The organism is Pseudomonas sp. VI4.1 (genome assembly GCF_002029345.1).
Lineage (GTDB): Bacteria > Pseudomonadota > Gammaproteobacteria > Pseudomonadales > Pseudomonadaceae > Aquipseudomonas.
This window is the reverse complement of record NZ_MULM01000184.1, coordinates 76,264-97,194: the sequence shown is the minus strand read 5'-3', so window position 1 is coordinate 97,194 and position 20,931 is coordinate 76,264. Positions and strand designations below refer to the sequence as shown.

Below are 20,931 nucleotides of genomic sequence, written 5' to 3'. Positions count from 1 at the left end.
TCATGGCGCTCACTCGAAGCTACAAACATACCATTGCCGAGCGTGCCCAGCGTGATCCGGAGTTCGCCCAGGCATTGTTGGATGAGGCTGCTACTCTGTTTCTTAATGGTGAGCCTGAAATGGCCAGAATCATTTTGCGCGATCTCGTTAATGCCACCGTTGGTTTCGAAGAATTGGCCAAGGAGACTGCAAAACCCAGCAAGAGCCTTCATCGAATGTTGTCTGCCAAGGGCAACCCAAGCATGGACAATCTGGCTGCAATATTCGCGGTGGTTCGCGCTACGCTGCGAGTGGATATACAAGTGCATGCGGTGCGTACCCATTGAAGGCGTGAAAAATCAGCAGCTTTTACTGCGACACCACACCGCACGCCGCTTTTTTACTTATCGGCCCTGATCAGGCTAAATAGCCGCGCCTGATCGCCCACCCACCGGATTCGTCCCATGTCCCGACAACGGCTTGCAATTGCCTGGATCGCCTGCTTCGCAGTGCTGTTCAACATGCTCGCCATGCCGATGACCGGAGCGATGGCGCAAACGGCGAAATCGCCTGCCGAACAGGTGCTGTGGGGCAGTTTCTGTTCGTCCAGCGGCACGAAGATGGTGGCGATTTCCCTGGGCGACACCCAGCAGAAAGCCCCGCAGGGCGACGATCATTCCAACATGCAGCATTGTTGGTGCTGTTCCGGCTCCGCACCACTGGTGGCGTTGCCCGGGCATGTGCCGCAGCTGTATTACACCCGTTTCGAGGCCAATCGAAGCCGTCCCGCGGCCACGCTTGAAACGCCCACTCCGCGCCAGCAATGGCCGAGTCTCAACCCCCGCGCTTCTCCCCTGGTGTGATTCCTTCTCGCAATTGACTGCGTCTTGAATCGTTCCGGAGAACTGCCATGTTGAACAAACTCATCGTTCTGGCTGCGTTGCTGCTGCCTGCCTGCTTTGCCAATGCTAACGAATACAAGGCCGCCGAGCTGGAAATCGCTCACCCCTGGTCGCTGGAGTTGCCGCCCAACGCGCCGACCGTTGCGGCTTACTTCGTGATTCATAACAGCGGTAAAACCGCTGACCGATTGCTCAGCGTCGACTCGCCGATTGCCGGCATCGCCCAGTTGCACGAGCATGTGAAGCAGAACGACCTGATGAAAATGCAGCAGGTGCCGAGCGTCGAAATCCCCGCAGGTGGCGAAGTCACTTTCGCCCCCATGGCCTATCACGTGATGCTGCTGGAGCTCAAAGACCGCAGCCTGCTGAGCGACGGTAAACAATTCCCGCTGACGATGCATTTCGAAAAGGCGGGTGAGGTGACCGTCGACGTCACGGTGCAGAAAAAGGCCCCGGACGGCCTGCAAACGCACGCGCACGCCCAGTAACCGGCAGAGCTGAACACGCCCATGCGCCCGCTTCGCGCCAGGTCATCCGCAAGCCGTCGTCAGCCATTGAGCCTGACCCGCGGCCGCTGGATTGGCTTGTTTGCCATGTTGATGATCTTTATCGGCCCGCTGATTTCCCAGTCGATGCCGATGGATCAGCGCGCGTCTGCACTGATGAAAACCTCCATGAGCCTGTCGATGGACATGGGCATGGACAGGTCGGCGATGGCGCACGCCGATCACGACGAGCAACCCGATGCCGAGCACTGCCCGCCCCAGGCCGACCATCACGCACTCTGGGAAAAATGCGGCTATTGCAGCCTGCTGTTCAACTGCCCGGCACTCACCGGCGGCCAGTCCTTCGTCGCATTCGACACACCCAAAGCCACAACCTACACCACCCCCTCCCCCCGTCTGGGCCATGCCCGGGCAACCGTGTTCCCCGGCGCCCGCACCCGCGCTCCACCCATAGTCGCGTAAACACCCGCCTCCGATCTCACACAGCTCAGAAGACAGCCGCCGGCTGCCGGCCGTGTCGTGCGGTATTGGACATGGGTATCTAACAAGAACAGTTAAAAGATCGCAGGCTCCGCCAGCGCCTACATGGGAACGCGTACACCCTGTAGGCGCTGTCGAGTGAAACGAGGCTGCGATCTTTACAAGCAATTGATTCGCCAGCGGAGCACAACCGATGAAACAGCCCAAACCGAATTTCTACAACCTGGCCTGGCGCTGGCATTTCTATGCCGGTCTGTTCGTCGCGCCCTTCATGGTGATGCTGGCCCTGACCGGCGTCATCTACCTGTTCAAACCGCAACTCGATCCGTTGATGTACGGCAGCTTGCTGAACGTCCCGGCCGGTCACCACAGCGTACCGGCCGACGAGCTGCTCAAGCGGGTCAAAGAGGCTTATCCACAAGCAACGATCAAGCAGTATCTGCCACCGGTGAACGCCGAACGCAGCGCCCAGTTTGTCGTACTCGATGCCGGCAACGAACTGAACGTGTTCCTCGACCCGTACCGTGGCGACATCCTTGGCGAGCAAGATGCCAAGATGAATCTGCAAGCGGTGGCGCGTGCGATTCACGGTGAATTGATGATCGGCACCCTCGGCGATCGACTGGTCGAACTCGCCGCCGGCTGGGGCATCGTGCTGGTGGTTTCCGGGGTGTTTTTGTGGTGGCCACGAGGCCAGGCCGCCGGCGTCCTGTGGCCGCGCCTGAGCAGTCGCGGTCGAGTGCTCTGGCGTGACCTGCACGCGGTCACCGGGTTCTGGGGCGCGGCGTTTCTGCTGGTGATGCTGCTCAGCGGCATGACCTGGACCGGGTTCTGGGGCAAGCAATACGCTGGCGTGTGGAACGTGTTCCCGGATGCGATGTGGAATGACATGCCCAAGTCCGACGTCGAGGCGCGCAGCCTCAACAGTGCCACGCGCCAGACCGTGCCATGGGCCATGGAAAACACACCGATGCCGATGTCCGGCGACCACGCCGAACACATGGCCCAGGGTACTGCCCAAGCCGATCCCGCCGCACCGACCATCAGCCTGCAAGACGTGCAGAATATCGCCGAACAACGCAAGGTCGAGCCGGGCTACAGCATCACCTTCCCGACCACGGCCACCGGCGTCTTCACCATCGCCGTCTTCGCCGACGACCCGCGTAACGATGCCACCCTGCATGTCGACCAATACACCGGCGACGTCCTCGCCGACGTACGCTGGGAGCATTACGGCAACGTCGCCCGCGCCACGGAAATGGGGGTGATGCTGCACGAAGGCAAGATGTTCGGTGTGTTCAACCAGATCGTCGTGCTGCTGATCTGCCTGATGATCCTGCTCAGCGCCGTCAGCGGCGTGGTGATCTGGTGGAAGCGTCGCCCGCAAGGCAAACTCGGGGTTCCGCCCCTGCGTCACGACCTGCCGAAATGGAAAACCGCGATGGTCATCATGTTCGGGCTGGCGATAGCGTTTCCGTTGGTGGGGGCTTCGCTGGTGGTGGTGTGGCTGCTGGATCGGGTGTTGTTGTCGCGCTTCACCCGGCAAACCGAATCGGCTTCCTCTTCCTGAATCACCCCCGCCTCCCTGTAGGAGCTGGCTTGCCAGCGAAGGCGGTATAACAGCCAACATAGATGTTGAATGTTATGGCCCCTTCGCTGGCAAGCCAGCTCCTACAGGGGATCAAGATTGCGTTTACTGCGCCCCAATCTGGCGCACCGCTGCGCACCAACGCGCCAGACGCGATCCTTCATGGTGCGCCATAAAATGGCGCAACCGCTCTAATACGACATTTTCCTGCCTTTTGCCGACCAGGCACAGCCCTTGCTAAAGACCCTTCAGTACTCCGCATCTGCCAACCAAAAAAAACACCTACGTTCATGGAGATCGCACAATGAAGCGTCGCAGCTTGATCAAGGCTTTCACACTATCGGCAAGCATTGCCGCGATGGGCATGGCCTGGACTGTCCAGGCGCCGAGACCATCAAGGTCGGTATCCTGCATTCGTTGTCCGGCACCATGGCGATCTCCGAAACCTCGCTCAAGGACATGGCGTTGATGACCATCGACGAGATCAACGCCAAGGGCGGCGTGAACGGCAAGATGCTCGAACCGGTGGTAGTGGACCCGGCGTCGAACTGGCCGCTGTTCGCCGAAAAAGGCCGGCAGTTGCTGACCCAGGACAAAGTGGCCGTGGTGTTCGGTTGCTGGACCTCGGTGTCGCGTAAATCGGTACTGCCGGTGTTCGAAGAACTCAACGGCCTGCTGTTCTACCCGGTGCAATACGAAGGCGAAGAGATGTCGCCGAACGTGTTCTACACCGGCGCCGCACCGAACCAGCAAGCGATCCCGGCAGTGGAATACCTGATGAGCGAAGAAGGCGGCAGCGCCAAGCGCTATTTCCTGCTGGGCACCGACTACGTCTACCCGCGCACCACCAACAAGATCTTGCGCTCGTTCCTGCACGCCAAAGGGGTGGCAGACAAGGACATCGAAGAGGTCTACACCCCGTTTGGCCACAGCGATTACCAGACTATCGTGGCCAACATCAAAAAATTCTCCGCCGGGGGCAAGACGGCGGTGATCTCTACCGTCAACGGCGACTCCAACGTGCCGTTCTACAAAGAACTGGCCAACCAGGGCCTGAAAGCCACCGACGTACCGGTCGTGGCGTTCTCGGTCGGTGAAGAAGAACTGCGCGGCATCGACACCAAACCGTTGGTGGGCAACCTGGCGGCGTGGAACTACTTTGAGTCGGTCGAGAACCCGACGAACAAGAAGTTCGTCGCCGACTGGAAAGCCTACGCCAAGAAACACAACCTGCCGGGCGCCGACAAAGCGGTGACCAACGACCCGATGGAAGCCACCTACGTCGGCATCCACATGTGGGCGCAAGCGGCCGAAAAAGCCAAGTCCACCGACGTCGACAAAGTCCGCGAAGCCCTCGCCGGCCAGACCTTTGCCGCGCCGTCCGGTTACACCCTGACCATGGACAAGACCAACCACCACCTGCACAAGCCGGTGATGATCGGTGAGATTCAGGCTGATGGTCAGTTCAACGTGGTGTGGCAGACCGAAGGCCCGATCCGTGCCCAGCCGTGGAGCCCGTTCATTCCGGGCAACGACAAGAAGCCGGAGTATGCGGTGAAGAGCAACTAAGCCCCGCGATGCCGGGCCCAGACTCTCACCCTGGGCCCGACACAACACCTGTAGGAGCTGGCTTGCCAGCGAAGACGGCGGCACATCCAGCATCGATGCAGCTGACCCACCGCCTTCGCCGGCAAGCCGGCTCCTACAAGGTCCGCGTATGACCAGGACGTTCGACATGCCCACCGCCCTTTACCGTTTTATCTTTGCACTCGCGCTTTTATTACCGATGGCCGTGCAGGCCAGCGACGCCGAAGACTTCGTTGCCGCCAATCCCGTGCAGCAAGCCAAACTCCTGGAATCCTGGGCCGCGCAGCCGAACCCGGCCCGCATCGAACTGATCAACGCCCTGCAACAAGGCGAACTGACCATCGATGGCCAACCGAAAACCCTGCGCCTGAACAACCGCCTGCGAGGCCTGATCGACACCGCGCTGGCCAGCCACCAACTGCTCGCCGCCGACGCCAAAGTCCGGTTGGCCGCCGCGCAGCAATTACAGAAAAGCGCCAAACCGGCGCAGCTGACGTTCCTCGACCAGCAACTGGCGGGCGAAAAAGATGAAAGCGTTCACGCAGCGTTAAGCCTGGCGTTGGCCAACCTGCAACTGGTCGATAGCGACCCGACCGTGCGCCTCGCCGCGGTCCGGCTGCTCGGCGAAACCGGCGACCCGCTGGCCCGCACCCGCCTGGAAGGTTTGCTCGAACCGGGCGTCGAAGCCGATGCCGCGGTACGCATCGCCGCCGAAACCAGCCTGGCTCAGGTCAAACGCAAACTACTGATCGGCGAGATGCTTGGCCAAGCCTTCAGCGGCATGTCGCTGGGCTCGATTCTGCTGCTCGCGGCCCTCGGCCTGGCGATCACCTTCGGCCTGCTCGGCGTGATCAACATGGCCCACGGCGAGATGCTGATGCTCGGCGCCTACTCGACCTATGTCGTGCAGTTGATGTTCCAGCGCTACGCCCCGCAAGCCATCGAGTTTTATCCACTGATCGCCTTGCCGGTGGCCTTTTTCGTCACCGCCGCGGTCGGCATGGCGCTGGAGCGCACGGTGATTCGCCACCTCTACGGCCGCCCGCTGGAAACCTTGCTCGCTACCTGGGGTATCAGCCTGATGCTGATCCAGCTGGTGCGACTGGTGTTCGGCGCGCAGAACGTTGAAGTGGCCAACCCGGCGTGGTTATCCGGTGGGATTCAAGTGCTGCCCAACCTCGTGCTGCCCTACAACCGCATCGTGATCATCGCCTTCGCGCTGTTTGTGGTGGTGCTGACCTGGCTGCTGTTGAACAGGACGCGCCTCGGTTTGAACGTGCGCGCCGTCACCCAGAACCGCAACATGGCCGCCTGCTGCGGGGTGCCCACCGGGCGCGTCGACATGCTCGCCTTCGGTCTCGGCTCGGGTATTGCCGGTCTCGGTGGCGTCGCTCTAAGCCAGATTGGCAATGTCGGCCCGGACCTCGGCCAGAGCTACATCATCGACTCGTTCCTGGTGGTGGTCCTCGGCGGTGTCGGTCAGTTGGCCGGGAGTGTCCTGGCCGCCTTCGGCCTGGGCATAGCCAACAAGATTCTCGAACCGCAGATCGGTGCGGTGCTCGGCAAGATCCTGATCCTCGCGCTGATCATTCTGTTCATCCAGAAACGTCCGCAAGGCCTCTTCGCACTGAAAGGACGGGTGATCGACTGATGAACCAGCCTCTGATGCTCACCGCCAGCCAAAAGGCCGGCCCCAAGGTCACTATCGCTGTCGGCGCGGTGGTCCTCGTTCTGCTGCTGACATTGCCGCTGCTCTCGCTGCTGTCGCCGGACAGTGCGTTTCACGTTTCGGCTTATACCCTGACGCTGGTGGGCAAGATTCTGTGCTATGCCATCGTCGCCCTGGCGCTGGACCTGGTCTGGGGTTACGCCGGCCTGCTGTCTCTGGGCCACGGCCTGTTCTTCGCCCTCGGCGGTTACGCGATGGGCATGTACCTGATGCGCCAGGCCTCGGGCGATGGCTTGCCAGCGTTCATGACCTTTCTGTCGTGGACCGAATTGCCGTGGTACTGGGCCGGCACCAGCAGCTTCCTCTGGTCGATTTGCCTGGTGGTATTGGCCCCGGGATTATTGGCGTTGGTGTTCGGCTTCTTCGCCTTCCGTTCGCGGATCAAGGGCGTGTATTTCTCGATCATGACCCAGGCCCTGACCTTCGCCGGGATGCTGCTGTTCTTTCGCAACGAAACCGGGTTTGGCGGCAATAATGGCTTCACCAATTTCCGCACCATTCTCGGTTTTGGCATCACCGAACCCGGCACCCGCGCCGTGCTGTTTTTCGCCACGGTGGTGTTGCTGGTGGCGAGCCTGTTGATCGGCTGGCGTCTGGCGCAGAGCAAATTTGGCCGGGTATTGACCGCCCTGCGCGATGCGGAAAATCGCCTGATGTTCTGCGGTTACGATCCGCGGGGCTTCAAGCTGTTTGTCTGGGTCTTGAGCGCAGTACTGTGTGGCCTGGCCGGCGCGCTGTACGTGCCGCAAGTCGGCATCATCAACCCGAGTGAAATGTCGCCGACCAACTCCATCGAGGCGGCCGTCTGGGTGGCACTGGGTGGTCGCGGCACCTTGATCGGTCCGCTGCTCGGCGCGGGGGTGGTCAACGGCATGAAGAGCTGGTTCACCGTGGCCTTCCCCGAATACTGGCTGTTCTTCCTCGGCGCGCTGTTCATTGTCGTGACCTTGTATCTGCCCAAAGGTGTGATTGGTCTGCTGAAAAAAAGGGGTGATCAATGAGAGTGACAGCGACGGCTGAATTCATGCTCGAACCGGCGTTTTTCCCGGTGGAGCCCAACAAGGACGCCGGCAGCAGCCGCGACGCCATCGGCCTCGGTCAAAGTGCGGGTCCCGGCCTGGACACCCGCCATGGCACCATCCTGACCCTGGAAGACATCAGCGTCAGCTTCGATGGTTTCAAGGCCCTGAACAATCTGAACCTGTACATCGGCGTCGGTGAACTGCGCTGCATCATCGGCCCCAACGGCGCGGGCAAGACCACGTTGATGGACGTCATCACCGGCAAGACCCGGCCCAGTCACGGCAAGGCCTGGTTCGGCGAAACCCTGGACCTGACGCAGATGAGCGAAGTGCAGATCGCCCAGGCCGGCATCGGCCGCAAGTTCCAGAAGCCGACGGTGTTCGAAGCGCTGAGCGTGTTTGAAAACCTCGAGCTGGCGCAGAAAACCGACAAGTCGGTCTGGGCCAGCCTGCGGGCTCGGCTGAGTGGCGAACAAAGAGATCGCATCAGCGAGGTGCTGGATACCATTCGCCTGACCACCTCGGTCAATCGCCCGGCGGGCTTGTTGTCCCATGGTCAGAAGCAGTTTCTGGAGATCGGCATGCTGTTGATGCAAGACCCGCAACTGCTCCTGCTCGATGAGCCGGTGGCGGGCATGACCGATGCCGAAACCGAATTCACCGCCGAGTTGTTCAAGCGCCTGGCCGGCAAGCATTCGCTGATGGTAGTGGAGCATGACATGGGTTTTGTCGGGTCGATTGCCGACCACGTCACCGTGTTGCATCAGGGCAGTGTGCTGGCCGAAGGGTCGCTGGAACAGGTGCAGGACAACGAGCGGGTGATCGAGGTTTACCTCGGCCGATAGACCTGCAAACACAACCCCTGTAGGAGCTGGCTTGCCAGCGAAGGCGGTGATCAGTCGACGTATTTATCGCCTAGGAAGACGCCTTCGCTGGCAAGCCAGCGCCTGCAGGGGATCGAGGAGAATTTGAGAATGCTGCAAGTCGACAAGCTGCACCAATACTACGGCGGTAGCCACATCCTGCGGGGCCTGACGTTTGAGGTGAAGGTCGGTGAAGTCACGTGCCTGCTGGGGCGCAACGGAGTCGGCAAGACCACCCTGCTCAAGTGCCTGATGGGCCTGTTGCCGGCCAAGGAAGGCGCGGTGAACTGGGAAGGTAAACCGATCACCGCGTTCAAGCCGCACCAACGGGTTCACGCGGGGATTGCTTATGTGCCCCAGGGTCGGGAAATCTTCGGCCGCCTGACCGTGGAAGAAAACCTGCTGATGGGCCTGTCGCGGTTTCCCGGCTCCGAGGCCAGGGAAGTCCCGGCGTTCATCTACGAGTTGTTCCCGGTACTGCTGCAGATGAAGCAACGGCGCGGCGGCGACTTGTCCGGGGGGCAACAGCAGCAATTGGCAATTGGCCGGGCGTTGGCCAGCCGTCCACGGTTGTTGATTCTCGACGAGCCCACCGAAGGCATTCAGCCCTCGGTGATCAAGGAGATCGGTGCCGTCATCAAGCAACTTGCCGCCCGTGGTGACATGGCGATTCTGCTGGTCGAGCAGTTCTACGACTTCGCCGCCGAACTGGCCGATCAATACCTGGTGATGTCCCGGGGCGAAATCGTGCAGCAAGGCCGTGGCGAAAATATGGAAGCCGAGGGCGTGCGCGGCCTGGTTACCATATAAGGCCGCGATACAAGGCTTCGATTTAATCTGCGGCGTCCTGACGATAACTGGAAACCATGAATCTACCTGCCCCCACTGCCCTGTTTACCCCAAGCTGGCACGCCGAGCTGGAACTGGGCTACGCCCGATTCGGCGACAGCACGCGCCCGGTTCAGCGTCGGCACAAAGGCCCGCTGCGGGTGCAGAAGCATCTGTATGCCGAAGGACCGCAGGTCTGCCAGCACATCATCGTTCATCCGCCGGGCGGGATTGCCGGGGGTGACCGGCTGGACATCTCGGCCAGCGTCGGGCGCGATGCCTGGGCGCAAATCACCAGCCCTGGCGCGGCCAAATGGTATCGCGCCGCCGGCCCCGCTTATCAGCAGCTGACCTTGAAAGTGGCGAGCGGTGCGACACTGGAATGGTTGCCGCAGGAGACCATCATCTTCAGTGCCGCGCAGGCTGAACTGAGCACCTGCGTCGAGCTTGAAGGCGATGCCCGGTTGTTTTACTGGGACGTGGTGGCACTGGGCCGACCGGCCAGCGGCGAGCGTTTCGACCTCGGGCATTTTCAGGCGCAACTCGACATCCGTCGCAACGGCCGGTTGCTCTGGCACGAACGTCAGCGCATTGTCGGCGGGGATGGGTTGCTCGATTCGCCAATTGGCCTGGATGGGCAGCCGGTGTTTGCCACCTTGCTGGTGACCGGCGACCTCGATAGTGAATTGCTGGAGAAGTGCCGTTCACTGACTCATGACGTGCGCGGGGATTTGACGCAGTTGCCGGGAATTCTGGTTGCCCGGTGCCTGGCCAGTGAAGCATTGTTGGCGCGGGGATGGTTGATTGATGTGTGGCGGTTGTTGCGCCCGGCGTTACTGGGCCGAGAAGCCGTCCCACCCCGAATATGGGCCACCTGAACACCGCCTCCCTGTAGGAGCTGGCTTGCCAGCGAAGGCGGATCAGCCAATACATGTATCGACTGACACACCGCTTTCGCTGGCAAGCCAGCTCCTACAGGGGGCCGTACCAACAGTTCCAATACCTTTTTACTGCCGATTATGGATTCCCAACGATGGACCTGACCCCACGCGAAAAAGACAAGCTACTGATCTTCACCGCCGGCCTCGTGGCCGAGCGGCGTTTGGCTCGCGGCGTGAAACTCAATTATCCGGAAGCCATGGCCTACATTTCCGCAGCGTTGCTTGAAGGCGCTCGCGACGGCCAGACCGTGGCCGACCTGATGCACTTCGGCACCACCCTGCTCAGCCGCGAACAAGTGATGGAAGGCATCCCGGAAATGATCCCGGAAATCCAGGTCGAGGCGACGTTCCCCGACGGCACCAAACTGGTCACCGTTCACCAACCGATCGCCTGAGGTCGCGCCATGACTTACCACATCCGCGATGCTGTGCAGGCCGATCTGCCGGCGATCCGCGATATCTACAACGATGCCGTACTCAATACCACGGCGATCTGGAACGAGAAGATCGTCGACCTGGACAACCGCCAGGCCTGGTTCAGCGCCCGGCAAGCCCAGGGCTATCCGATTCTGGTGATCGTCGACAGCGATAACAGGGTGCTGGGTTACGCGTCATTCGGTGACTGGCGGCCGTTCGACGGTTTCCGCCACACTGTGGAGCATTCGGTCTATGTACGCAGCGATCAGCGCGGCAATGGCCTGGGCCCGCAGCTGATGGACGTGCTGATCGAACGCGCCAAAGGCTGCGACAAGCATGTGATGGTTGCCGCCATCGAAAGCGGTAACGCCGCGTCAATTCGCTTGCACGAACGAGCCGGTTTCGTGAGCAGCGGGCAGATGCCCCAGGTCGGCACCAAGTTCGGCCGTTGGCTGGACCTGACCTTCATGCAGCTGACCCTCAATCCTGGCGCAGAACCACCTGCCGCCAATAAGGAGTAACGCCTGATGAACGCCGCCCAACTGCGCCGCGTCAATGTTGAAAGCTTTGCCCACTATCGCCAGGGTTTGATCGATCTGCTGCTCGATGCCGTGGGTTATGGCGCCAGCGTCGGGTTCATGGCCAATCTGGATGCCACTGAGGCACGCGCCTACTTCGATGACGTTCAAGAGAACCTGAACAGCGGCAACGTGCTGCTGTGGGTGGTGGTCAAGGACGAGCAGGTGCAGGCCAGCGTGCAACTGACCCTGTGCCAGAAAGCCAACGGGCTGAACCGCGCCGAAGTGCAGAAATTGCTGGTGCGCGAACATGCGCGTCGCCGGGGTCTGGGCCAGCAGTTGATGAGCGCACTGGAAGCGGCCGCCCTCCAGCACAAGCGCGGCATGCTCTACCTCGACACTGAAGCCGGCTCCCCCGCCGAGGATTTCTACAAGGCCCAGGGTTACACCCGCGCCGGTGAAATCCCCGACTACGCCTGCGACCCGAGCGGCCGCTACAAACCCACTGCGCTCTACTACAAAATCCTCCAGGGAGCCCATTGATGATTCCCGGTGAATACCAGATCCAGCCTGGCGACATCGAACTCAACGTCGGCCGCCGCACCCTCAGCCTGAAGGTCGCCAACAGCGGCGACCGGCCGATCCAGGTCGGCTCGCATTACCACTTTTTCGAAACCAACGACGCCCTGACCTTCGACCGCGCCGCCAGCCGCGGCATGCGCCTGAATATCCCCGCCGGCACTGCCGTGCGCTTCGAACCGGGGCAGAGTCGCGAAGTCGAGTTGGTCGACCTTGCCGGCCATCGCCGGGTGTTCGGGTTTGCCGGACGGATCATGGGTGACCTTTAAGTTATGCAGTGCCTGCACCGGCCCCTTCGCCAGCAAGCCGGCTCCTACAAGGGAAATCGCATTCACCGGCATGTCGGCGCCGGAATGCAATCGCGGTCGCCGGCATATCGGCTTGAAATGCAATCGCATTCGCCGGCATTCGGCGCCGGAATGCAATCGCGTTCGCCGGCATTCGGCGCCGGAATGCGATCGCGTTCTCCGGCATTCGGCTTGTAATGCAATCCCCTGTAGGAGCTGGCTTGCCAGCGATAGCGAGCGACGCGAGCGGTCTCGAAAACCATTGAATCCCAAGGCAACCCCATGAAAATCTCAAGACAAGCCTACGCCGACATGTTCGGTCCCACCGTTGGCGACAAGGTCCGTCTGGCCGACACCGCGCTGTGGATCGAAGTGGAAAAGGACTTCACCACCTACGGCGAAGAAGTGAAATTCGGCGGCGGCAAAGTCATCCGCGACGGCCAGGGCCAAAGTCAATTATTGGCCGCCGAAGTGGTCGACACCCTGATCACCAACGCGCTGATCATCGATCACTGGGGCATCGTCAAGGCCGACGTCGGCCTCAAGGACGGGCGCATCGCCGGCATCGGCAAGGCCGGCAACCCGGACATCCAGCCCGGCGTCACCATCGCGATCGGCGCCAGCACCGAAGTGATCGCCGGTGAAGGCATGATCCTCACCGCTGGCGGCATCGACACCCATATCCACTTCATCTGCCCGCAGCAGATCGAAGAAGCACTGATGAGTGGCGTCACCACCATGATCGGCGGCGGCACCGGCCCGGCCACCGGCACCAACGCCACCACCTGCACTTCCGGGCCGTGGCACCTGGCCCGCATGCTTCAGGCCGCCGACGCCTTCCCGATGAACATCGGCTTCACCGGCAAGGGCAACGCCAGCCTGCCGGAGCCCTTGATCGAACAGGTCAAGGCTGGTGCCATTGGCCTCAAGCTGCACGAAGATTGGGGCACCACACCAGCAAGCATCGACAACTGCCTGAACGTCGCCGACCAATACGACGTGCAGGTGGCGATCCACACCGATACCCTCAACGAATCGGGCTTCGTCGAAACCACCCTCGCCGCCTTCAAGGGCCGCACCATCCACACCTACCACACCGAAGGCGCGGGCGGCGGCCATGCGCCGGACATCATCAAGGCCTGCGGTTTCCCCAACGTGTTGCCCAGCTCCACCAACCCGACCCGGCCGTTCACCCGCAACACCATCGACGAACACCTCGACATGCTGATGGTCTGCCACCACCTGGACCCGAGCATCGCCGAGGACGTGGCCTTCGCCGAAAGCCGCATCCGCCGCGAAACCATCGCCGCCGAAGACATCCTGCACGACCTCGGCGCGTTCTCGATGATCAGTTCCGACAGCCAGGCCATGGGCCGGGTCGGCGAAGTCATCACCCGCACCTGGCAGACCGCCGACAAGATGAAAAAACAGCGCGGTGCGTTGCCGGGCGACGGTGCCGGCAACGACAACTTCCGCGCCAAGCGCTACATCGCCAAGTACACCATCAACCCGGCGATCACCCATGGCATCAGCCATGAAGTGGGTTCGGTGGAAGTCGGCAAATGGGCGGATCTGGTGCTCTGGCGTCCAGCCTTTTTCGGCGTGAAACCGACGCTGATCCTCAAGGGCGGCGCCATCGCGGCCAGCCTGATGGGTGACGCCAACGCCTCGATCCCGACGCCACAACCGGTGCACTACCGTCCGATGTTCGCCAGTTATGGCGGCTCGCTGCATGCCACCAGCCTGACCTTTATCAGCCAGGCGGCACAGGAAGCCGGGGTACCGGAATCCTTGGGTTTGAAGAAAAAAATCGCCGTGGTCAAAGGCTGTCGCGACGTGCAGAAAACCGACTTGATTCACAACGACTACCTGCCAGAGATCGACGTCGATCCGCAGACCTATCAGGTCAAGGCCGATGGCGTGCTGTTGTGGTGCGAACCGGCGGATGTGCTGCCGATGGCCCAGCGGTATTTCCTGTTCTGAGTGGCCGAACACAAACAAGGCCTGAAAGCAAAAAACGCTCCCAGGCCTTGGATTCAACGACAACTCACCGGTTATCCGGCTGCACCGCAAGGGGGATTTCGACGCGTTGAAGTTTGGCTCTAGCCATTGCTTCCCGGGTCAGTTTCTTCAGCAGGTTGTTCTTTTCGGTATTGAGCACATCAAGCTCTGCCGTGTATTCATCATTTGTCATCACGCGACCGGGAGGGACATCGACTGGCTGCTTGCCGAGTAGCGTCGCCAGTGTCGTGATTTTTTCGCGCAGTCGCGTACGCGCCGACGCATCGGCGGTTTGCGACCATTGCTGTTGTGCGGTCTGCAGGTCCAACACCGCGTCGATTTGACGCCGGATAGCGTTGAACGTTTTGCGGTTGGCACCCTGGATATATTGGTTCCAGAAATCCTGCTCGATAATTGAATCCCTCAGAAGATCTCCTTCCTCAAGCGCGAGTACTCGCTTGTAGGCGGCCTCTATCAGCAGCAGCGTTACATCGTTCTCCTCGAACATCATGCTGCGCGACTGCCAAGGCAAATCCAGGCGCTCGGCCAGAGCTGTGGGATAGGCAAGATGAATTTCCACTTCATCAATAGACCTGACGGCGTTTCCCTCTTCATCCCGCTGTATGATCAGGTCGCCGTCCTGATCATATTCAGGAAGTTTGCGGCCTTGCTCCAGCAGTTCCTTGACCCTCGCCCGGGCAATCCTGCCCAACTCATTCAGACGTGACTTGCCCTTGGCCAGACTCACCAGCTCCGCTTCCACCAAGTCCTTGCTGACAAGGCCGTAGGCCTCATGAACCAATACTTCGATGCCCATGGCGTTAAACAGCTGAGCCCCGCAATCGACACAGGTGGAGGGAACAAACGCGTCTTGGAAGAGCCTCTCGCGCAGCTCGGGGTTTTCGGCTACCGCCTCCAGCATTCGCCAGACCTTGCCGGCAAGCTCGGTTCGATACTCGGGAAAAGTATCCGAGGAGCCGGCGAGTTTTTTGATTTCAGCAAAAAATGCCTCGGAACCGAACTCGTCCGCCACCGCGCCCCAGAGATCACGTTTTAACGCGCGTAATTCAGGCGTCGCCCGCTCCTGCGGCGGCAGCGCGTTGATCCAGAAGCGGCTATCGGACATCACCGAATTGGGCGGTCGCCGGTCAGGATCAAGTCCTACCGACTCGATGTAGGTGTCAAGGGTTGCAAGATTTTCTGCCGAAAGCCATGGCGGCTCACGACTGATCAGCGTGCGTGCCACTATTTCAGCCCGCACGGAACCCGGGGCTACCACGGGCAACTGGGTGATCGGATTATTCACCAACCTCAAGTCGAAGTGCCGGGGTCGGGGCAAGGCAAAGGTCCCGGCAGGCCAGGTGGCGAGGCCGGTGTTCGACAGGTTCAGTATGTGCAAGTCAGGCATTCGGCTGACATCGGGCGCCAAAGCCAGGGGATTGTTTTCCATCCCGAGTACTTTTAGCCGGGTCAGGTTCTTGATGCTCTCGATGGCTGGCCCGGTCAACATGATCTGGTTATTGCCCAAGTGCAGTTCAAGCAGGTGCGGCATGTCGCTGATCGCTGCAGGAAGGCGGGTCAGCTGGTTACTGGAGAGGTCCAGGGCACGCAGCTGGCGAAAATGTCCAAGCACCCCCTCGACTAAATTGCTGAACTGCGAACGACTCAATTTCAGCCGGGTGACATGATCGAAATTCGCTTCCAGCGTCGGTAAGCTGCGCAGCTGGTATTGCAACGAGGTGTCACTCAGATCAATGCTCTGGCCGCGATAATTGCCGTAGGCGTCATAGTCTTTAGGACCGGTCCTTTGCCAGGCTTGCTTGAGGGCTTTGACGATTCTTATCCTCGCGCCCCACTCGCTGACGTACTGCGGGCTGTCTCTTGCGCCAGACCACTCATTCGGCGCCCGCAACCAGGTTTGCAGGCGGTGATCCAATTGCTTGTATTCCCGCTCGAGCCGTTTCAGCTGGTGCTCTGGCGAGTCGTCTCGAGCATTCAGGGCTGCAACGAATTCATCGACGTCTTCAAGGGTAAAATCGGGGTAGAGCGTCCTGACCCGCTCCTCGATAATCCGCTCCCAGACATTCTGGCCGCGACCGCTCAATGGGTAGCCGCGCCGACCGTCGGGCAACAACGTCAGCGGCCTGAAGAACGGTTGACGTTGCGCCTGCATTTTCAGAACCGCGCGCAATTCATCACGCGCGAGTGCGTGTTGCTGGATCAGTGCCTCGAGATCGGCCCCCTGACTCACGTGGGGCACACCCAGGGATCTACGTTGAGCATCTGGCAAGGCGTGCTGAAGGGCGGCATACAGGTCATCCCTTCCATGTAAATGATTGTCGCTGGCGTCGCGTGCCTCGTACTGCCCCTCCCCGGTACGTACCAACACTTTGCGCTCAAGGGCATCTTCGGGGCCGACGCTGGCTCGTATCGCTGCGGTGAAGGAGCCATCCCGGACCTCGATGCGCAAATCGCCCGGCGAGTGAAGTAGTTTCCCCAGCGTATGCAGGACCAGGCTTTCAGTGTCCGGCATCGCCAGAGTCCCCAGGAAAAGCCCCTCATAAGCCCGCGCCAGGCGCACCTCTTGCTGCGCCAGACGCGCTTTTTGCGTCAATCGCAACGGTAGACGCCCGGTGGTTTTCATCTGGCGCTGCTCGTCGGGCGTCGCATCCTCCAACAATTCGCTTGCGAGCTGGGTCGGCACCGAGGAAAAGCTGCGCTGGACCAACTGAGTCCGGGAATTTCCCGCTTTCTCCCGGTCTTGGGACAAACTCTGGAAGATCCGCGCCCTGGCCTGATCTGCATGGTCGGCCAGCCGGTCTCGCAAGGTCAGCGCCTGCCTCTGCGGTGCGACATGTTGGCCGACCAGACCTTTGATTTGCTCCTCGCTGAGGAAGGTCAGCACACGCTCCGGCAATTGCCCCGCCATAAGCTCGGCTCGGCTGACCCTGATGACGTCTGAAGCCGGTGCGGCGATATCACCATATTGAAAGGAGTGGCCGCTCAAATCAGCGCCCTCGAACGCCTCTATCGCTTTGGCACGGGGCCACCCTGGCAGCTCGACCATCAAGGAAGCGGCATAGCCGCAAAGGTCATTCTGCAGTTGCCCGCGACGAATCTGCGTCCCCACTTCGCCGGCATCGGCATAGGCTTGAAACCGTGCGAGAGTGTTGGCCAGCAGCGGCGGCGTCGGCTCACCCTCGACATGCATTCGACGCAGTACGTCCTCATGTGTGCCACTGACCCTGAGCATGTGTTCGCGCTCACGCTCGGTAAAGGCATCCACCGAGGGGCCCAGACGGCGTAACAACTTGCTTTTCGGCCACTCCAGTGGCGTGTCCATCTCGTGACTCCAGGCCCCGTTGCCGTTATGGTTCAACTCGGGTTGGTAGGCGTCCTCCCGAGCAGGATGCTGAATCCGGAATGTTCCGGAATGCGGTTGCTCTTTCAACGCGTAATGCTTGCCCTCCAGCGGCAAAATATTTTCACCGGCATGCCGATGCAGCCCCAACTCGTTGGGCCTGGAGTTTGCCGGCAACTCGATGTTTCGCTCGTAGGGTTGGAGATCGGGCTTCCACAACCGCGTCTTGCCGCTGGGCAGGGTGACCGACTTCAAGCCTTCGACGAAAGGCGAAACCGTGTAGTGAAAAACCGGCGCCAGTGCCGCCATCGTCGCCAGGTTCTCCAGGACATCGGTGATGTGGGCCCAGCCCGCTTCCTTGTCACCCTGGCTCAACTCGCGCACACCCTCGATCGTCTCGAACAACAACTGGTCCGCGGTGACCAGCAGCAAGGCGGCGCCTACAGGCGGCACAACGAACGCGGCAATACCGACGACAGACAGGCCGATATTCAGGTAATTGGAGAGCCGACGTTCGCGCGTGAGGTCATCCTCGGTGGCGGTGGAGACGGCAAGGACTTGCGCGTCCTCTCGCATATGCCGACGTTTCTGACGAAACATCTCAGTCCAGATGCCAGCCATGCCGACCCACTGAAAGTTCAGCGGCAGCTTGGCCTGCAAATCGATGTTCTCCTGCGGGTCTCGTCGCCAGTGCCGATCCTCTACGGGACCGACCAATCTTGACGCCGGGCTCAAATACTTCAGATAACCGCGCACCTGGTCTTTCCAGTAAGTGCCGGACGGCGCGTCCAGGACCTTCTGGGTAAATCGAAGAAAAAAACGACCCCGGTCCTTTTCGCCGATGAACCGGCTGAAAAAGCGTTGATAGTCGGTGAGCGCGTCCCTGGCGCTATCGATTCGGCTGCCCCGAGGCCGGTACATCAGTTGATGGGTCAGTTGCGCTTCGAAGTCCGCGAACGAGGCGTATTTTTTTATCGGGTGTTCGGGATCGTCCGGAATCCAGGCAATGACATAGCTGCCATCGTAACGATTGGCGTGGGTTGCAAAGAACACTGCGCACTCGGCGATTTCGTACCCCATCAGCTGGAGCGGGCTATAGCTGATGGGGCGTCGGCTGCTTTTATCCCTGACGACAGGCTGTTCATTGATCAGTTCGACCAACATTTCGTAATGTGCGAGTTCGATATCACTGTTCAGGAGGGCTGCATAGGCGGCGGCCTTCATGGCGGTTTTTTTGCTATCGATGTAAGCCTGGCTTAATGCCTGCTGATGCGCCGTGCCGCCCTCATAAAGAATGTCTTTGATATAGGTTTCATACTGACCCCCTATATCCAGCTTTCGACAGATCGTGACGAACTGCGAAATTTCAAGCTCGCAAGACAGAACGTCGAAGCGTCCCTGCGCGTCGGGTTCGGTAATGAATGTGGAGTTTCTATCGAAGTAACGCTCGCCGGCCTCGAAGGCTTCGAAGTTATGCAATGCCGCCTGCAGCAACGAGAAGGTTCTGCTACGTACATCGCCAGTGCTCACGCCCGTCGAGATACCGAAAAACTTGTAATCTACCGGGTAATAGAGTCGCACCCAGGTTTCCTCGACATCCAGGTCTATACCCGCTTCGGCCAGGGCCGTGGTCAATAAGGGCTTGGCAAAGGCGGTGATGCTGTCCACGCCAGCCAAGGTCTTGTCCCATTTATTCTGCGCATGACAGTCGGTTTCTATTAACGCTTTCAGTACACTGCGCTGATCCGCCGAACTATTTTCATACCAATCTGGAAGAGTGGGCTTAGTGTCTTTCAGTACCTTGCGCCGCAGCGGCGAGGCCTGAACAAGGCATTCGGGAATAGTGCTTTTTATGAAGTCGAAGTGACGACCCTTTTCATGTTCGTCGGGCTCATCGACCGTGGTGTTTTCCATAGGGGATTCAGACATATCGCATATCCGTATGCAGTTCAATTGAGCCTTCAATTTACTCACCACACACCTGAAACAACAAATCGAAAAAAACAACGGACACTGCTGGGCAAGCGGTCATAACCATTCAATTAACAGCATGAAAAAATAATTAATGACTACCTTGTGTGCACATCCATACCGCTTCATCGGCGCTTGCGGCAGGGGCACGACAAAGGCGCCAGGATGCGCCACACTCAATGGCTATCATTGCCATGCAGATGCCCAGTCATGCGTTTACCTGAATTCATTGTGCAGCACGTAGATCGTATCGTTGATGAATGGGAAACATTTGCCGATGCCATCAGCGCCGACGATTCGCTGGACCGCACGACATTGCGCGATCACGCGAAGTCGATCCTGCTCGCCGCGGCAGCCGATATGCGCAAGGCACAGACCGCCAGCGAACAGGCGGCCAAAGCCAAAGGCGAAGGCCCGGAGAAAACCCCGAGCCTGGACGAGGCCGCGGCCTGTCATGGAGAGCTGCGCCACAACGTCGGGTTCGATCTGGTGCAGATGACGTCCGAGTTCCGCCATTTGCGCGCCTGCGTGATTCGTCTGTGGGTAGGCAGCCTGGAGTCGCCGGACATGACCTATTTCCAGGACATGATCCGCTTCAATGAAGCCATCGACGAAGCCCTTGCCGAGTCCACCGCGGCCTATGCCGAACAGGTCAATCATTCGCGGGACATCTTTCTGGCGATCCTCGGCCATGACCTGCGCGCGCCGTTGCAAGCGGTGAGCATGTCCACCGAACTGCTGCTGCGCAAGGTGACGCTCGAGGGCGATGCGCTGACCTGCGCGATCAACATCAAGCGCGGCGCGCGGCACATGGCGGTGATGGTCGGCGATTTGCTGGAGCTGGTGCGCAGTCGCCTGGGCAAGAGCCTGCCGATCGAACCCGTCCCCATGGACCTGGCGGACGCCGCCCATGCCGCGATCGCCGAAGCCTGTGCCGGCAACCCGGAGTGCGATCCGATACTCGACGTATCAGGAGACACCCGAGGCGTCTGGGATGCAGGGCGCCTGGGTCAACTCCTGCAAAACCTGATCGGCAATGCGTTGCAGCATGGTTCGAACAAACGGGATGTGACGATAAGGCTCATTGGCGAACCAGATACGGTTCGTCTCACGGTGCTCAACCACGGCACGCCGATTCCCGAGAATGCCATTGGCACCATCTTCGATCCTTTGGTGCGCAGTGCCGACGAAGAACTTGGCCAGCCGTCAACCAGCCTCGGACTGGGTTTGTTTATCGTCAAGGAAGTGGTCAACGCCCATGCAGGGACGATCGAGGTCAGCTCCAGTGAGGCCGAGGGCACGCTGTTTACCGTGGTGTTGCCCCGGCGGACTTGAAACAAGGACGCTTGTGTAGGAGCTGCCGCAGGCTGCG

Annotated in this window: 17 protein-coding genes and 1 pseudogene; 17 read left to right on the top strand and 1 reads right to left on the bottom strand. The window is 60.3% G+C overall.

What is annotated here, in order from left to right; genetic code table 11:
- Nucleotides 1-2 precede the first annotated feature (2 nt).
- The 16 genes and pseudogenes from BZ163_RS32500 to ureC all read left to right on the top strand — a co-directional run bounded on the left by BZ163_RS32500 (nucleotide 3) and on the right by ureC (nucleotide 14,209).
- The gene (locus BZ163_RS32500; RefSeq protein ID WP_128874359.1) at nucleotides 3-326 is read left to right on the top strand and encodes a DNA-binding protein; all 324 of its coding nucleotides are present in this window, start codon (nucleotides 3-5) and stop codon (nucleotides 324-326) included.
- 117 nt (nucleotides 327-443) lie between these two features.
- Nucleotides 444-842, top strand: a complete 399-nt coding sequence (locus tag BZ163_RS32495; RefSeq protein WP_128874358.1) for a DUF2946 domain-containing protein — start codon at nucleotides 444-446, stop codon at nucleotides 840-842.
- A gap of 47 nt (nucleotides 843-889) precedes the next feature.
- A complete protein-coding gene (locus BZ163_RS32490) occupies nucleotides 890-1,369 on the top strand; it encodes a copper chaperone PCu(A)C (RefSeq protein WP_128874357.1) in 480 nt (159 codons plus the stop codon).
- Nucleotides 1,370-1,390: 21 nt separating this feature from the next.
- Entirely contained in the window at nucleotides 1,391-1,849 is a 459-nt protein-coding gene (locus BZ163_RS32485; protein ID WP_128874356.1) for a DUF2946 domain-containing protein, read from the top strand.
- Between the two features lie 211 nt (nucleotides 1,850-2,060).
- A complete protein-coding gene (locus BZ163_RS32480; RefSeq protein ID WP_128874355.1) occupies nucleotides 2,061-3,437 on the top strand; it encodes a PepSY domain-containing protein in 1,377 nt (458 codons plus the stop codon).
- A 322-nt stretch (nucleotides 3,438-3,759) separates the two neighbouring features.
- A pseudogene (urtA, locus tag BZ163_RS32475) lies at nucleotides 3,760-5,024 on the top strand (urea ABC transporter substrate-binding protein).
- Between the two features lie 166 nt (nucleotides 5,025-5,190).
- Nucleotides 5,191-6,693 (top strand): urea ABC transporter permease subunit UrtB, encoded by a 1,503-nt coding sequence (gene urtB / locus BZ163_RS32470; protein WP_128874353.1) that lies wholly within the window; start codon nucleotides 5,191-5,193, stop codon nucleotides 6,691-6,693.
- Nucleotides 6,693-7,772: an urea ABC transporter permease subunit UrtC gene (urtC, locus tag BZ163_RS32465; RefSeq protein WP_128874352.1), complete on the top strand. Its 1,080-nt coding sequence runs from the start codon at nucleotides 6,693-6,695 to the stop codon at nucleotides 7,770-7,772. Before urtB ends, urtC begins: the two co-directional genes overlap by 1 nt.
- Nucleotides 7,769-8,638, top strand: a complete 870-nt coding sequence (urtD, locus tag BZ163_RS32460) for an urea ABC transporter ATP-binding protein UrtD (RefSeq protein WP_128874351.1) — start codon at nucleotides 7,769-7,771, stop codon at nucleotides 8,636-8,638. The genes urtC and urtD overlap by 4 nt, the downstream gene beginning before the upstream one ends.
- Nucleotides 8,639-8,767: 129 nt before the next feature.
- The gene (gene urtE, locus BZ163_RS32455; protein ID WP_128874350.1) at nucleotides 8,768-9,466 is read left to right on the top strand and encodes an urea ABC transporter ATP-binding subunit UrtE; all 699 of its coding nucleotides are present in this window, start codon (nucleotides 8,768-8,770) and stop codon (nucleotides 9,464-9,466) included.
- Nucleotides 9,467-9,522: 56 nt separating this feature from the next.
- Nucleotides 9,523-10,362 (top strand): urease accessory protein UreD, encoded by an 840-nt coding sequence (locus tag BZ163_RS32450; protein WP_128874349.1) that lies wholly within the window; start codon nucleotides 9,523-9,525, stop codon nucleotides 10,360-10,362.
- Nucleotides 10,363-10,517: 155 nt separating this feature from the next.
- Nucleotides 10,518-10,820, top strand: coding sequence for an urease subunit gamma (locus tag BZ163_RS32445; RefSeq protein ID WP_128874348.1), 303 nt, complete (start codon nucleotides 10,518-10,520; stop codon nucleotides 10,818-10,820).
- Between the two features lie 9 nt (nucleotides 10,821-10,829).
- Nucleotides 10,830-11,363, top strand: coding sequence for a GNAT family N-acetyltransferase (locus BZ163_RS32440; RefSeq protein ID WP_128874347.1), 534 nt, complete (start codon nucleotides 10,830-10,832; stop codon nucleotides 11,361-11,363).
- Nucleotides 11,364-11,369: 6 nt separating this feature from the next.
- Entirely contained in the window at nucleotides 11,370-11,903 is a 534-nt protein-coding gene (locus BZ163_RS32435) for a GNAT family N-acetyltransferase (protein WP_128874346.1), read from the top strand.
- On the top strand, nucleotides 11,903-12,208 hold the full coding sequence (locus BZ163_RS32430; RefSeq protein WP_030128285.1) for an urease subunit beta: 306 nt from the start codon (nucleotides 11,903-11,905) through the stop codon (nucleotides 12,206-12,208). The genes BZ163_RS32435 and BZ163_RS32430 overlap by 1 nt, the downstream gene beginning before the upstream one ends.
- Before the next feature lie 300 nt (nucleotides 12,209-12,508).
- Nucleotides 12,509-14,209, top strand: coding sequence for an urease subunit alpha (gene ureC, locus BZ163_RS32425; RefSeq protein WP_128874345.1), 1,701 nt, complete (start codon nucleotides 12,509-12,511; stop codon nucleotides 14,207-14,209).
- A 64-nt stretch (nucleotides 14,210-14,273) separates the two neighbouring features.
- Here ureC and BZ163_RS32420 read toward each other — a convergent pair whose 3' ends face one another.
- On the bottom strand, nucleotides 14,274-19,517 hold the full coding sequence (locus tag BZ163_RS32420; protein ID WP_128874344.1) for an NEL-type E3 ubiquitin ligase domain-containing protein: 5,244 nt from the start codon (nucleotides 19,515-19,517) through the stop codon (nucleotides 14,274-14,276).
- Between the two features lie 252 nt (nucleotides 19,518-19,769).
- On the opposite strand from BZ163_RS32420, the gene BZ163_RS32415 reads away from it, so the two are divergent.
- Nucleotides 19,770-20,894, top strand: coding sequence for a sensor histidine kinase KdpD (locus BZ163_RS32415; RefSeq protein WP_128874343.1), 1,125 nt, complete (start codon nucleotides 19,770-19,772; stop codon nucleotides 20,892-20,894).
- The last annotated feature ends 37 nt before the right edge of the window (nucleotides 20,895-20,931 follow it).

What these genes read in the sequence shown, in the direction of transcription:
- urtB (WP_128874353.1), top strand. Translation starts at nt 5,191, where the DNA reads ATGCCCACCGCCCTTTACCGTTTTATCTTTGCACTCGCGCTTTTATTA.
- BZ163_RS32485 (WP_128874356.1), top strand. Translation starts at nt 1,391, where the DNA reads ATGCGCCCGCTTCGCGCCAGGTCATCCGCAAGCCGTCGTCAGCCATTG.
- ureC (WP_128874345.1), top strand. Translation starts at nt 12,509, where the DNA reads ATGAAAATCTCAAGACAAGCCTACGCCGACATGTTCGGTCCCACCGTT.
- BZ163_RS32500 (WP_128874359.1), top strand. Translation starts at nt 3, where the DNA reads ATGGCGCTCACTCGAAGCTACAAACATACCATTGCCGAGCGTGCCCAG.
- BZ163_RS32420 (WP_128874344.1), bottom strand. Translation starts at nt 19,517, where the DNA reads ATGTCTGAATCCCCTATGGAAAACACCACGGTCGATGAGCCCGACGAA.
- BZ163_RS32430 (WP_030128285.1), top strand. Translation starts at nt 11,903, where the DNA reads ATGATTCCCGGTGAATACCAGATCCAGCCTGGCGACATCGAACTCAAC.
- BZ163_RS32445 (WP_128874348.1), top strand. Translation starts at nt 10,518, where the DNA reads ATGGACCTGACCCCACGCGAAAAAGACAAGCTACTGATCTTCACCGCC.
- BZ163_RS32435 (WP_128874346.1), top strand. Translation starts at nt 11,370, where the DNA reads ATGAACGCCGCCCAACTGCGCCGCGTCAATGTTGAAAGCTTTGCCCAC.
- urtD (WP_128874351.1), top strand. Translation starts at nt 7,769, where the DNA reads ATGAGAGTGACAGCGACGGCTGAATTCATGCTCGAACCGGCGTTTTTC.
- BZ163_RS32480 (WP_128874355.1), top strand. Translation starts at nt 2,061, where the DNA reads ATGAAACAGCCCAAACCGAATTTCTACAACCTGGCCTGGCGCTGGCAT.
- urtC (WP_128874352.1), top strand. Translation starts at nt 6,693, where the DNA reads ATGAACCAGCCTCTGATGCTCACCGCCAGCCAAAAGGCCGGCCCCAAG.
- BZ163_RS32440 (WP_128874347.1), top strand. Translation starts at nt 10,830, where the DNA reads ATGACTTACCACATCCGCGATGCTGTGCAGGCCGATCTGCCGGCGATC.
- BZ163_RS32450 (WP_128874349.1), top strand. Translation starts at nt 9,523, where the DNA reads ATGAATCTACCTGCCCCCACTGCCCTGTTTACCCCAAGCTGGCACGCC.
- BZ163_RS32490 (WP_128874357.1), top strand. Translation starts at nt 890, where the DNA reads ATGTTGAACAAACTCATCGTTCTGGCTGCGTTGCTGCTGCCTGCCTGC.
- urtE (WP_128874350.1), top strand. Translation starts at nt 8,768, where the DNA reads ATGCTGCAAGTCGACAAGCTGCACCAATACTACGGCGGTAGCCACATC.
- BZ163_RS32495 (WP_128874358.1), top strand. Translation starts at nt 444, where the DNA reads ATGTCCCGACAACGGCTTGCAATTGCCTGGATCGCCTGCTTCGCAGTG.
- BZ163_RS32415 (WP_128874343.1), top strand. Translation starts at nt 19,770, where the DNA reads ATGCGTTTACCTGAATTCATTGTGCAGCACGTAGATCGTATCGTTGAT.